Raw genomic sequence first — 10,881 nt, forward strand, 5'->3', positions numbered from 1 at the left:
CGCTTTCTTTCTGCGAAAAAAATTAATCTGTTTGTTTGATCGTTTTCCTTGGGTGACAGGAATCCCGTTCTACGATGACCGTCGGGATAATCACACTTTTTTTGATCATGTCCGGACGGTTCAATAAATCGATCAAGCTCCTGGCTGATTCATGCCCCAATTGAAACGACTGTGTATCTACTGTTGTTAGTGCGGGATTTGATAAACGGGCAATCATCGTGTTGTTGAACCCGACGATGCTCATATCCTCCGGCAGCTTCAAACCTTTGGAGGTTAATGCTCTCATGACGGTCAATGCATTATAATCATCGGTGATGACAAGGCCCGTCGGTGGGTCCTTTACCTGAAGCAGTTCTTCCACCACTTGGTCGGCATCCGCCAGTCCCGATTGAATATTTTTTTGTAAATTCTTGTCTTCCTCTAAATGACCATTCGCCAAAGCTTGTCGAAATCCTTCTAAACGGTCCCTGGCTACTTCAAAATGAGAATCCCCTCCGATAAAGCCGATCCTCTCATGACCAAGTTGAATCAAATAATCCGTCACTTCTTTACTTGCGAGAATGTTGTCATTATCTACAAACATCGTTTCACCTGCTCGATTCACAGGTTTTCCGATCATCACGAAAGGAAAATTGCAATCCCTTAAATACGGAACGACCTTGTCATCTTCACGGGAATACAAGACGATGACACCATCGACCCGCTTCCCCTGCACCATTTTGACAACCTCTTTGAAGATCGCTTCTTCCGTGTTGCCTGTCGTCAAATAAATGCTGTAATCCTCTTCATGACATGCATCGCTGATTCCCCTCAACAATTCTGAAAAAAAGGGGTTATCGAAAGAGTGGACGGTAGAAACTTTGGTTACAATGCCGATCGTCTGTGTCGATTGACTGACGAGGACGCGCCCGTTGTAATTGATGTGATACCCCAGTTCCTCCATCACTTTTCTGACTTTCCGTTTTGTCTGTTCGCTGATACGCGGACTATCGGAGATGACTCTGGATACCGTAGAAGGAGCGACATTCGCTTCTCTAGCCACATCTTTAATCGTGACAGACACGCCCATCGCCTCCTTTCCTCTATTCATCTTTCATTTTCCAACCCTATTTAACGGCTCCTTCAGATACGCCGTTGATGATTTGTTTCTGAGCGAAGAAGTAGCCGACGATGACTGGCAGGATTGCGATGGTCAGACCTGCAAGTGCCAGGTGCCATTGTTTCGTGTATTGCCCGAAGAAGTAGAACATCTTCAATGGAATCGTCGCATTGGACTCACTCAATACAAGAGATGGAAGGAGATAGTCGTTCCAGATCCAAATGACGTTCAAGATCGCTACGGTTACGGAAATCGGCTTCAACAATGGGAAAATGATGTACCAGAACGTTTGGAAACGGTTCGCTCCATCGATGATGGCCGCTTCGTCCATGGACTTCGAAATCCCTGTCATTGCTCCGTGGTAAAGGAAGATCGACAAACTACAACCGAAACCAAGGTACATGAAGATCAATCCACCAGCGTTCAGCATGTCCGCTTGTCCGAAAATTGAAACGAGTGGAATCATAACTGACTGGAACGGAATCAACATCGCAGCAACGAAAGTGAAGAAGATGATGCCGCTGAGTTTACTTTTGTTCCTTGCTAGGGCATATCCTGCCATGGAAGAGAACAGGATGATGATGGCGATACTCAAGCCTGTAATCAAGACAGAATTGAACAGTGACTTCAAGAATGCCAAATCAATGAATGCTTCTACAAAGTTTGAGAATACAACTTCTTCCGGGAACCCTAAAACGCCCGAGAAGATATCACGCTTTGTTTTGAATGCATTGACAATCATCAAATAGAAAGGCGCAATCCAGATGAGACCAAGCAGAAGGCCGAGAATTTCAATGGAGATTAAATTCCGTTTTTCTTTATTCTTTTTCATTACATCTCAACCTCCCGTTTCTTGTTGTAATACACTTGTGTCAATGCGATGACAGCAACGATCAAGAAGAAGATAACGGCTTTTGCCTGAGCGTAAGCCATTTGATTATCAGAGAACGCGGTACGAACAATTTCCATCGCAACCATTTGCGTCGAGTTGAATGGTCCGCCGTTTGTCAGGGACAAGTTTTGGTCATAAATCTTGAAGGCCATGGAAAGCGTCAAGAACATACTGACCGTAAAGGCCGGTGCAACGAGCGGGAACGTGATATTTTTGAAGCGTTGGAAGCTGCTTGCTCCGTCGATTTTCGCTGCTTCGATCAACTCTTTCGGAATGTTTTCAAGGTAAGCAATGTAAATGATCATGATATACCCAGCCATCTGCCATGCGGTTAGGATGACGAGACCCCAGAAACCAGTGTTCGTCGTAGACAACCAACCGTTCAATCCTTCAATTCCAGTAAGACCGGCAATATCTCCAAACACGCTGATGAAGATGAACTGCCAGATAAATCCTAAAATCAGACCACCGATCAAGTTCGGCATAAAGAATACAGTACGCAGAAGATTGCCTGACTTGATGTTACGTGTAACAAGAAGAGCCAGTCCAAGGCCCATGATGTTCAAGAGGATGACGGTTACAACGGCGAATTTAACCGTAAACCAAATCGAATCCATGAATTCACTTTCTTGGAAAAGGTTGATGTAATTCTCAAAACCTATGAATGCATTTGCTGTAATCCCGTTCCAATCCGTGAAGGAATAGAAGAGACCATATAAGAAAGGAATGACGACGACTATACCAAGACCCATGATCACCGGGGTCAGGAACAGCCAGAAAGATAAACTTCGATTCTGCATGTATTACTCCTCCAATGCTTTAAGCGGCACGAACCGCGCGTTATGATATCGATCTCATATGATTGGATAAAACATCCCATCTATTAACATACTTACCTATTTAAATATCCTAATAGAGGGGATCTTTTATAGTACCAGTAAGGGCCGGAAGCCCTCACTGGTTCCATTCATACTACTTACTTACGGGATTTCTCCCAGGCATCTGTTGCTCTCTGCTCTACTTCTTCCCAGCTAATATCCCCAGAAAGATACTCTTGTACAGCGATACCGAATGCGTCCTCAGTCCAGCCCGTCGGCGCTCCAAGGAAAACCCATCCAAGGGTGTTGCCTTCGTTCGCATACTCATAGATTTCCTGAGAAATCGGATCTGCGATTTCCTGATCTTCATAACCTTCGTATGCCGGAATGAACTTGAATTCTTCCGTTACGAATTTCTTACCTTGATCAGACGTGTACATCCAATCCAAGAAATCTTTACTAGCTTGTACGACTTCGTCTTCAGACTCTTTGTTCACAACCCAGTAGTTTGGTACACCAACAGGGATGCTGCCTTCGTACCCTTCTACAGGGATTGGAAGAAGGCCGACGTTGTTTTCAGCAAATTCAGGATCCATGGATTCAATCGTGTTATAAACCCAGTTTCCTTGCTGAATCATCGCAACTTTTCCAAGAGAGAAGTTTTCTTCAACCTGTTGAGAATAGTCAAGGCTAAGTGTTGGCTGAACAGAGTACTCATTTTGAAGGTCTACGAAACGTTTCATTTGGTCACCCATCTGAAACTCAATTGTGTCCGCTTCATAAGCTTCCATAATGTCATTGTTGAATTCATCTGCAATATACGCATTGGCTAAGTGGTTACCGATGACCCACTTTTCTTTAGCAGGGAAGGCAAATGGTGCATCGATTCCAAGCTCGCCTTTTTGATCTTCCAGCGTTTGAACAGCTTCTTCTAGAGCTTCAAATGTTGTGATTTCTTCAGCATTGATTCCTGCTTCTTCAAAAACTTTTTTGTTATAAAGAAGACCGTATCCTTCCTGGTTGAAAGGAAGTCCTAATACTTGGTCATTACGGGATACGCCGGAAAGCGTCCCTTCAAGTGCTGCGTTTGCTGCATCTGTATCAGAAAGGTCTGCTAAGTACTGCTCATACTCATCGACATCTGTCGGTCCACCGACGTTGAAAATGTCAGGCTCTTCTCCAGAAGAGAAAGAAGTCTTCAATGAAGCCCCGTAGTCGTTTCCTCCACCGACGGTTTTCACGTTGATGTTCACGTTTGGGTTTTCTTCTTCATACATGGAGACAAGCTCTTCAAACTGGTCCTTGAACTCTACTTTAAACTGAAAGACATCGACGGTAACGGCATCGCCTGAAGCATTGTCATCTGAACTGCTGCTGTCGTCTGACCCAAATGAACAACCAGTAAGAGCTACAGTAGACGCCAACAATGCTGTCGCAATCCCAGAATAAAATTTGTTTCTTTTCATCTGATCCACCCCTATTAATTTATTAATCTTTGAATCCGCTTACATATCACATCTAAGAAAAGAGTTTTCTAACTTGTGCAACATGCGCGCATACGTTTGCGCAAATGGCAGTTAAAAAACTCATCCGCTTGTCCAACAATGAGTTATAAAAATGCTTTTGATTAAGATGTGAATACGTTTGCACAAAATTCATTGATTAATGAAGTTGAGTAAATCATAACACGAGGGTCATACAAATACAACAACATTTTTCAAATAATTCTCCAAATAGACAGCGTTTACATAGATTCGTTTTTTTCCGTCTTCTATGGTCGTGTCATGAACATAAGCGATTCCACATACTTTGTAAGAGTGAGGTGAAAGAAATGAAGAAAAAGAATGGTCCGATCAATTGGGAGGCTTTTTCAGAAAATGTGGAGAAGGTGTTAGGAGAAGATTTCTGGAACGACATGCATCATGTTATTCCAAAACGCGGCCCTTCTTATGACTTTTTTGAAACGGAAGATCAGGCTGTCCTTGTGATTGAATTGCCAGGTTTAACAAAGAACGACCCGGTCTATCTGACCCAGGAAGGCACGTCCATGATTATCCGGGGGGAGATTACTCCCGATTACCCCGTAGCGGAAGAAGATTTAATCCATAACGAACGATTGAAAGGGAGCTTCAAACGTGTGATCCCAGTGCCCTTTCATTTTACTGCGGAAGATATCGTGACCGCCTACAAAGAAGGTCTGTTGATCGTCACCATTTTCAAACGCCACAAAAACAGGGATATTCCCATTGAATTAGAGGATCATCAATAATGCAGAAATATCTCTTTTTCATCAGAGCTCTTTTTTTGTAAACGAACTTCAATTGCCCCGTCCTGGTACTGTGCATACCCATTTCTTCTGCTCGTCTGAGCAGGAAGCGCAATCTCCATCCTTTCAGCCCATATCCCGCTAACAAACAGTTTCCCGCTTCCAACACTCAATCTTATCGCTTCTACATCCACTTCGTAAGGAACAGGGATGGTAACGACAACTTCCTTCATCAGCTCCATCACTCTATAATCACTGCTCGGATGGCTTGGTTTTTGTTGATCTTTTGGTGTCAGAGCATCCTGAATCGACTTTTGCACGAAATCATTCATTTTCCCCATATCCATTAGATCATCAGGAAGAAAAGAGCTCTCTTTCCCCAAAGGATTGAACCAATTCATAATGTCTTTCATGCTTATCTTTTCCTTTCATACATTAGTCATAGGAGGTGATGATATGAGTCACATTCAATTTAAGAATTTGTCCGTTGACCAAATCACTGATGCATCTGGAATCTTTTCAGGAACAAACCTCCAATCCGGATTTAAGGCCGTGGAACAAAGATGGGAGGGAAACGGGAAAATCATTGGTCATAAAAACACCCTCCAACATAATAAACATCTAGTCATCAAACGGCCTTCTAAAAGAGTGTAGCCGGCATGTTCTTTAAAAAACGTCGTGACAAGGAAGCGGATATCGATGACCTTGTAAAAGAGATTCATGAATTAAAACAAGTGATCCAAGGGATGCAGGGAAAGCATGTGGAATACCACATCCATTTTGATCAAGTCGATATCCATGATCCGAATCTTGAACAACTGACGTTCCAGCTGGATCATTTAGATATCGATGAATTGAGTGGAGCTCTTAATATGGGGAACAATTTCGGTGTGAATGTGAAACCGAAAACTTCTTCACGACCTACCTTGAGCCGAACGGACAATGGACTGAAATTCAGCTTCAAATCAAAGGAGGATTCCTAATATGGCCGGTCTGTCTCCTTACTTTTTCATAGGGAACATAAGGATTGGAACGATTGAAAATGCCTCCTGTTTGAATATGGGAAACAATATCCCGACAGGATTTGAGAGTTACCAAAAACATAACCAGGGCTTTGGGAACGTCTATGGAGATGGCAATACCCTCGAAGGGTTACGTTCCATTTTAAGTGACTCAGCCATTCTTGACCTGATGTCCCAAGAAAACGGCCAGGAAATCCCGGAGTGGGTACAAAAACTCATGGAAAAGAAAATGGAGGATCATCCTGCAGATTGATCGGCTCCATTCTCCTTTTTAGATGGACGTGCCATTTTCGTAATCGGCATATCGATATTATCGTTATCATGAATCACATTAACATTGTAAGAAATGATGTTTCCATCCCCTACGACTGTACCAAGGGCAGCATTTTGCTTTTCCTGCGATTCCCAATGGGTTTGGGTGTTCGGACCGACAAATATGCCGGAGTTATTCGTCATGTGATTGACATAGATGGAGTCAAATTGAATATCGATCAGAAGCCCCCCTAATATTGGACGTTTGGTTGAGGGTTGCTGACGGTAGGGTTAACGATCGGTGTATCATTAACATCATTATCAATAATCGTATTCACATTGTTGGTCGCAATGAAAAAACCGACGGGAATTCCGGCAGCATTATTGTTCTTCCCTTGCCAGGACCAATCCGGCTGATTGTTCTGCCCTGTGGATATGATTCCATTTTCAGTAATGGAGTTGACAGCGATCTGATTGAAGACGACAGATACGGGCATTCCTATTCACCTCACCTTTTCTTCTGATATCCTATTCTAGAACATTTGGAATGTGTCTTTTTCGGACAAACCTACATCTCCCCCATGCTTCCCGTAACATTCAAAGCAAAAGTCAATCTCAAGAGCCGCTCCATCTGTAACCGTACACACTTCATACTCACGAAGCTCTTTTTTACACATCCAGCAAACGCTGTGAACTTCATTCATTTCTTGCATCGTCTCTTTCCAACCCATTCGTATCCCACCTTTGATTGTTTGGCTATAGCGTTATCTTACGCGGTACCCAGACACTTTCAAAATCAGCAAAATGCCCTTTGTCCCCTACCTTTGGTTGTTCTTTTTCTACTTTCTTCTGGTTATTTTTCGTTTTCGGAAGGGAATTCGACAATGGAAATCTAATTTTGATAAGAGTAGAAAATTAAATGAAATGAGGATGAAAGGAAAGGGATCGATATGAATACACCTATACCTATTGCCGTACAGCTTTATACTTTACGAAATGAAACAGCCGCAGACTTTGCTGGCACATTAAGGAAAGTCGCCGAATTAGGCTTTGATGCAGTGGAGTTTGCCGGTTTTGGCGATCTGACAGCTCCTGAGGTCAAACGTTTATTAGATGAACTTGGTTTAAAAGCTGCTTCCAGTCACGTGCCTTTGGATGAACTGAAGAACAATCTCCCACAGGTCATCGCGGATCAAAAAACGATTGGGAGCGAATATGTGGTATGTCCGTACATCGAGGACCGCAGTGAAGCTGATTATGTGAATTTAATTGAGGATTTGAAAAAAATCGGTGATGAATGCCGTCAACATGGTCTTACTTTGTGCTATCATAATCATGACTTCGAATTGGAGCCGCTGCCGGATGGAAGAAAACCACTGGAAGCGATTCTTGAGGAAACCGATGAGAACCAGGTTCAGGCGGAATTTGATATCTACTGGCTTCAAAAAGCAGGCGATCAACCTTCTGCGTGGATTGACCGCTACCAGGGACGTACGCCATTGATTCATTTGAAGGACATGACCCTTGATGAAGAACAATATTTCGCTGAGCTCGGGACAGGCGGCGTTGATTTGGATACGGTGTTTGTTCTTGGTGAGAAAGCCGGGGTAAAGTATTGGATCGTCGAGCAAGATGAAAGCCGACGCACACCTTTAGAAAGCTTGGAAATTAGTATGAATTACTTAAAAGAGAAGTTCCCTCAATTGAATAAATAAACGGAAGGGCGTGATTTCTTCACGCTCCTTCTTTATGTAAGGAGAACCAAATGGACAAAGCATTCGTATCATGGATTTATGATTTTTCTGAAGCCGAATGGGTGGATGCACTCATGATCTTCTTTTCATCATGGGGATACAAAGCGATAATCGCTTCATTCTTTTTGTTGGTTTTGTTGAAAACGACGCGGAAGCTCGGACTTACGGCCATTGCTGCATCTGTGATGGGATTAGTCATTAGCAGGACCATTCGCTGGATTGCGCCAAGAGAAAGACCTTTCGCAGCCCTTGAAGAGATCACGCCATTGATAGAAAAAGAAGCGAGCGCCTCTTTTCCCAGTGAGCAAGCATTATTTGTCGGCATCTTTATCGCCTTGCTGTGGGTAATCGGAAGTAGACTGAAATGGGTGGGGTGCCTTCTTGGATTCGTCATTCTAGTTTCAAGAGTGTACCTTGGTCATCATTATGTTTCAGATGTACTGATCGGGGCTGTTTTAGGTGGAGTTCTTTTCGTTACCGTTTATAAATTTTTCAGCAGCCGGCAGAGTTTCCCGGTAGAAAAAGAGAAAAGCCTGACCTCTTAAAAAAGAGTCAGGCTTTTATTTATTCTGGTGGATTCTCCATTTATTAAACTCCAGATATTCACGGAATTGTTCTTTAGAGATCCCTGAATTCATCGCTTCCTGAACTAAATTCATCCAATCTTTGTCTAACGTTTCATCTTGGGGTTCATTTTCTCCGTGGAGTAAAAAGTTGATCGAAACGTCTAGTTCCTGGGATATTTTAGTCAAGAACTGAATGGAAGGATTGGTCTGGATATTCCGCTCAATCGAACTCAAGTAAGATTTTGCGACTCCCGCCCTTTCGGCTAATTCAGATAGCGACATATGTCGGTCTTTACGAATTTTTTGAATGCGTTCACCGATCATGATCTCACCTTCTTTCCTGTTGATATGAGTATAGCACAGATTGAACAACCGTTCTATTTAAAGCACGAAAATCAATACGGAGTCCTATGTATGCTTTCGTTTCCTCTATGTGTATACTTCCTATTCCCTATCTTTTATTATCGTACAATCATACAAATTATTTAGTGAAAGTTTTACTTTAACGAACATTTTTTAGCTTTGTTCAAGTATATGGCAGTATTCTTGAAGACGTGAGTTCGAGACTTTTCGGGGGGATTTTGCCACGTTGAGCGTCAGGGGTGGCTGGGAAGCTACTCGCTTTCCTGTGGGGGAGTGCCGAGCTTCCTCGGACTACGTCCTGCGGGATCTCGCCTATCTCCTTCTCCCACGGGAGGCTCACCGCGCTCCCGCGGAAAGCGAGCTATTCCCCGCAGCCCCATCCACTCAACAAAAGTCTCGAAACTTAGTGTTCCACAATCGGGAGCTATACTTCAATAGACATTTGATAAATCACAAGTCGAATTGAGGTGATTATGAATCACTTTTGTGTAGGATTCACACACTAACTGTAAAAATGAGTGAGAATCCTTAGGAAAAAGGTGAACAAGATGAATGACATTGTGGAGCAGTTTGAAATCACATTCAACCAGATCCATCAACATTTGAAAGAACTGAATGGCTTCCCGAAGAATGATAATTTCGTGGAGCTTCTTCAGCGTTCCAAACTGAAGCATAGCGTCATCCGTATCCACTTTGACCAGTTGAAGCAGTACGCGAAACTCCGAAATGCGATCGTTCATGAACGGATCAGTGGGGATTACTTTATCGCCACACCTCATGAGGATGTCGTAAACGCATTGAAACGAATTAAACGAACGCTTGACCAACCGCCCGAAGCCCTGGAATTCGCCACTCGTCCCGTCCTCTTTTTCAAAGAAGATACAGCGCTCAGTCACGTGATGGAGGCGTTCGACCAGCACGGGATCTCTCAGTTCCCTATCTACACAAAAGAACGGGCCTTTTCAGGGTTACTAACCAATGACGGCATCGTCCGTTGGTTGTCTCAAAATCATAAAAATGAAAGAATCGTCCTTGAGAACATTTGCGCTTCAGACGTCCTCCCCGTTGAAAAGGATCGTAGTGTAGAATTTTTAAAAGCGGGTGCTACTGTATTTGACCTGGAAGAACGGTTTGAGAGAAGTTTAAATGAAAACCGAAAATTGAAGGCTGTTATTTTGACCGAAACAGGAAGCCCTGATGACCTGCCGATGGGAATTGTGACTACATGGGATTTGATTAAAGTGGACAGACGTGAAAGTGAGGAAGATTGAGTTTTTTCGAAGTTATAAAGCGAAAATTATTGAACGTTCATCCTTGAGAGGATATGATAAAACCATCCTAGTTTAGGAAGAGGGATGTAAGCATGAATGAACGCAGACATGAACCCTTCCGGTACCCATTCCAAACACCTCTCCCGGGTTTTTACAACAAGAAGTTCAGCAGCCATTTGTCAGGTCCTATGGAAGTGAAAGACATCAGTATGAACGGATTACGTTTTTCCTGTGATTCTCAACCTGGATTGTCTATGAAAGATGAGTTGTTCCTCACCTTCATTTATGAAAATAAGACATTTACAGCTGAAGGGCGACTCATTTGGATGAAAACGGAAGAGGAGCATATGACGTGTGGTGTACACGTGTTTGAATATCCAGATCAACTAAAAGAGATCATTGCAAAGCTTGGGGATTCACTTAAGGATGTTCAGAATGATTCAATGGAAACGAAGTCTCCGTAATGGAGGCTTTTTTATTTTGCTTTAATTGATTGGTGTCCTTTTGCCATTGCTTTTGAGTGCCTGGCACTGTTTTATGCATTTTGGTGCCTGGCACTTAAGGATCTCTTAGCGGTG

At 43.1% G+C, this 10,881-nt stretch carries 17 protein-coding genes; 8 read left to right on the plus strand and 9 right to left on the minus strand.

Features of this window, described 5'->3' with window-relative positions:
* Window positions 1–22: 22 nt before the first annotated feature.
* From DYE48_RS12620 to DYE48_RS12635, 4 genes are all read right to left on the minus strand, one after another.
* Window positions 23–1,063 (minus strand): LacI family DNA-binding transcriptional regulator, encoded by a 1,041-nt coding sequence (locus DYE48_RS12620; protein WP_115823949.1) that lies wholly within the window; start codon window positions 1,061–1,063, stop codon window positions 23–25.
* Window positions 1,064–1,106: 43 nt separating this feature from the next.
* On the minus strand, window positions 1,107–1,931 hold the full coding sequence (locus DYE48_RS12625) for a carbohydrate ABC transporter permease (RefSeq protein WP_115823950.1): 825 nt from the start codon (window positions 1,929–1,931) through the stop codon (window positions 1,107–1,109).
* Window positions 1,931–2,791: a carbohydrate ABC transporter permease gene (locus DYE48_RS12630; RefSeq protein ID WP_089652024.1), complete on the minus strand. Its 861-nt coding sequence runs from the start codon at window positions 2,789–2,791 to the stop codon at window positions 1,931–1,933. The genes DYE48_RS12625 and DYE48_RS12630 overlap by 1 nt, the downstream gene beginning before the upstream one ends.
* Before the next feature lie 176 nt (window positions 2,792–2,967).
* Complete coding sequence (locus DYE48_RS12635; RefSeq protein ID WP_115823951.1) at window positions 2,968–4,275, minus strand: ABC transporter substrate-binding protein; 1,308 nt, start codon at window positions 4,273–4,275, stop codon at window positions 2,968–2,970.
* Window positions 4,276–4,640: 365 nt separating this feature from the next.
* Here DYE48_RS12635 and DYE48_RS12640 point away from each other — a divergent pair, with 365 nt between their 5' ends.
* Window positions 4,641–5,078 carry an Hsp20/alpha crystallin family protein gene (locus tag DYE48_RS12640; protein ID WP_115823952.1) on the plus strand — a complete coding sequence of 146 codons (438 nt, stop codon included), beginning with the start codon at window positions 4,641–4,643 and terminating at the stop codon, window positions 5,076–5,078.
* Here DYE48_RS12640 and DYE48_RS12645 read toward each other — a convergent pair.
* A complete protein-coding gene (locus DYE48_RS12645) occupies window positions 5,072–5,488 on the minus strand; it encodes a hypothetical protein (protein WP_115823953.1) in 417 nt (138 codons plus the stop codon). The genes DYE48_RS12640 and DYE48_RS12645 overlap by 7 nt on opposite strands.
* Window positions 5,489–5,531: 43 nt before the next feature.
* Here DYE48_RS12645 and DYE48_RS12650 point away from each other — a divergent pair, with 43 nt between their 5' ends.
* From DYE48_RS12650 to DYE48_RS12660, 3 genes are read left to right on the plus strand one after another with little or no spacing between them, the layout of a single operon-like run.
* Window positions 5,532–5,729, plus strand: a complete 198-nt coding sequence (locus DYE48_RS12650) for a hypothetical protein (protein ID WP_115823954.1) — start codon at window positions 5,532–5,534, stop codon at window positions 5,727–5,729.
* Between the two features lie 5 nt (window positions 5,730–5,734).
* Window positions 5,735–6,058, plus strand: a complete 324-nt coding sequence (locus DYE48_RS21180; RefSeq protein ID WP_167449511.1) for a hypothetical protein — start codon at window positions 5,735–5,737, stop codon at window positions 6,056–6,058.
* A gap of 1 nt (window position 6,059) precedes the next feature.
* The gene (locus DYE48_RS12660) at window positions 6,060–6,350 is read left to right on the plus strand and encodes a hypothetical protein (RefSeq protein ID WP_115823955.1); all 291 of its coding nucleotides are present in this window, start codon (window positions 6,060–6,062) and stop codon (window positions 6,348–6,350) included.
* Here DYE48_RS12660 and DYE48_RS12665 read toward each other — a convergent pair.
* The 3 genes from DYE48_RS12665 to DYE48_RS12675 are packed head-to-tail and all read right to left on the minus strand — an operon-like array spanning window position 6,335 to window position 7,080.
* Window positions 6,335–6,553: a hypothetical protein gene (locus tag DYE48_RS12665; RefSeq protein WP_115823956.1), complete on the minus strand. Its 219-nt coding sequence runs from the start codon at window positions 6,551–6,553 to the stop codon at window positions 6,335–6,337. The two genes, DYE48_RS12660 and DYE48_RS12665, sit on opposite strands and share 16 nt — an antisense overlap.
* A 47-nt stretch (window positions 6,554–6,600) precedes the next feature.
* Window positions 6,601–6,846, minus strand: coding sequence for a hypothetical protein (locus tag DYE48_RS12670; RefSeq protein ID WP_089652032.1), 246 nt, complete (start codon window positions 6,844–6,846; stop codon window positions 6,601–6,603).
* 36 nt (window positions 6,847–6,882) lie between these two features.
* On the minus strand, window positions 6,883–7,080 hold the full coding sequence (locus tag DYE48_RS12675; protein ID WP_115823957.1) for a hypothetical protein: 198 nt from the start codon (window positions 7,078–7,080) through the stop codon (window positions 6,883–6,885).
* A gap of 219 nt (window positions 7,081–7,299) precedes the next feature.
* On the opposite strand from DYE48_RS12675, the gene DYE48_RS12680 reads away from it, so the two are divergent.
* Together DYE48_RS12680 and DYE48_RS12685 are read left to right on the plus strand one after the other, a co-directional pair.
* Window positions 7,300–8,064 carry a sugar phosphate isomerase/epimerase family protein gene (locus DYE48_RS12680; protein ID WP_115823958.1) on the plus strand — a complete coding sequence of 255 codons (765 nt, stop codon included), beginning with the start codon at window positions 7,300–7,302 and terminating at the stop codon, window positions 8,062–8,064.
* A 50-nt stretch (window positions 8,065–8,114) separates the two neighbouring features.
* The gene (locus DYE48_RS12685; protein WP_115823959.1) at window positions 8,115–8,648 is read left to right on the plus strand and encodes a phosphatase PAP2 family protein; all 534 of its coding nucleotides are present in this window, start codon (window positions 8,115–8,117) and stop codon (window positions 8,646–8,648) included.
* A 15-nt stretch (window positions 8,649–8,663) separates the two neighbouring features.
* On the opposite strand, the gene DYE48_RS12690 is transcribed toward DYE48_RS12685, so the two are convergent.
* Window positions 8,664–8,993, minus strand: a complete 330-nt coding sequence (locus DYE48_RS12690; protein WP_089652036.1) for a helix-turn-helix domain-containing protein — start codon at window positions 8,991–8,993, stop codon at window positions 8,664–8,666.
* Between the two features lie 587 nt (window positions 8,994–9,580).
* On the opposite strand from DYE48_RS12690, the gene DYE48_RS12695 reads away from it, so the two are divergent.
* Together DYE48_RS12695 and DYE48_RS12700 are read left to right on the plus strand one after the other, a co-directional pair.
* Entirely contained in the window at window positions 9,581–10,303 is a 723-nt protein-coding gene (locus DYE48_RS12695; protein ID WP_115823960.1) for a CBS domain-containing protein, read from the plus strand.
* Window positions 10,304–10,395: 92 nt separating this feature from the next.
* Complete coding sequence (locus tag DYE48_RS12700) at window positions 10,396–10,767, plus strand: PilZ domain-containing protein (protein ID WP_115823961.1); 372 nt, start codon at window positions 10,396–10,398, stop codon at window positions 10,765–10,767.
* Window positions 10,768–10,881: the final 114 nt, after the last annotated feature.

Source organism: Halobacillus trueperi (assembly GCF_003386945.1).
Taxonomy (GTDB): domain Bacteria; phylum Bacillota; class Bacilli; order Bacillales; family Halobacillaceae; genus Halobacillus; species Halobacillus aidingensis.

Excerpts from the sequence above, each read along its gene's own strand:
- DYE48_RS12625 (WP_115823950.1), bottom strand. The coding sequence starts at position 1,931 with ATGAAAAAGAATAAAGAAAAACGGAATTTAATCTCCATTGAAATTCTC.
- DYE48_RS12630 (WP_089652024.1), bottom strand. The coding sequence starts at position 2,791 with ATGCAGAATCGAAGTTTATCTTTCTGGCTGTTCCTGACCCCGGTGATC.
- DYE48_RS12635 (WP_115823951.1), bottom strand. The coding sequence starts at position 4,275 with ATGAAAAGAAACAAATTTTATTCTGGGATTGCGACAGCATTGTTGGCG.
- DYE48_RS12640 (WP_115823952.1), top strand. The coding sequence starts at position 4,641 with ATGAAGAAAAAGAATGGTCCGATCAATTGGGAGGCTTTTTCAGAAAAT.
- DYE48_RS12645 (WP_115823953.1), bottom strand. The coding sequence starts at position 5,488 with ATGAAAGACATTATGAATTGGTTCAATCCTTTGGGGAAAGAGAGCTCT.
- DYE48_RS12650 (WP_115823954.1), top strand. The coding sequence starts at position 5,532 with ATGAGTCACATTCAATTTAAGAATTTGTCCGTTGACCAAATCACTGAT.
- DYE48_RS21180 (WP_167449511.1), top strand. The coding sequence starts at position 5,735 with ATGTTCTTTAAAAAACGTCGTGACAAGGAAGCGGATATCGATGACCTT.
- DYE48_RS12660 (WP_115823955.1), top strand. The coding sequence starts at position 6,060 with ATGGCCGGTCTGTCTCCTTACTTTTTCATAGGGAACATAAGGATTGGA.
- DYE48_RS12665 (WP_115823956.1), bottom strand. The coding sequence starts at position 6,553 with ATGACGAATAACTCCGGCATATTTGTCGGTCCGAACACCCAAACCCAT.
- DYE48_RS12670 (WP_089652032.1), bottom strand. The coding sequence starts at position 6,846 with ATGCCCGTATCTGTCGTCTTCAATCAGATCGCTGTCAACTCCATTACT.
- DYE48_RS12675 (WP_115823957.1), bottom strand. The coding sequence starts at position 7,080 with ATGGGTTGGAAAGAGACGATGCAAGAAATGAATGAAGTTCACAGCGTT.
- DYE48_RS12680 (WP_115823958.1), top strand. The coding sequence starts at position 7,300 with ATGAATACACCTATACCTATTGCCGTACAGCTTTATACTTTACGAAAT.
- DYE48_RS12685 (WP_115823959.1), top strand. The coding sequence starts at position 8,115 with ATGGACAAAGCATTCGTATCATGGATTTATGATTTTTCTGAAGCCGAA.
- DYE48_RS12690 (WP_089652036.1), bottom strand. The coding sequence starts at position 8,993 with ATGATCGGTGAACGCATTCAAAAAATTCGTAAAGACCGACATATGTCG.
- DYE48_RS12695 (WP_115823960.1), top strand. The coding sequence starts at position 9,581 with ATGAATGACATTGTGGAGCAGTTTGAAATCACATTCAACCAGATCCAT.
- DYE48_RS12700 (WP_115823961.1), top strand. The coding sequence starts at position 10,396 with ATGAATGAACGCAGACATGAACCCTTCCGGTACCCATTCCAAACACCT.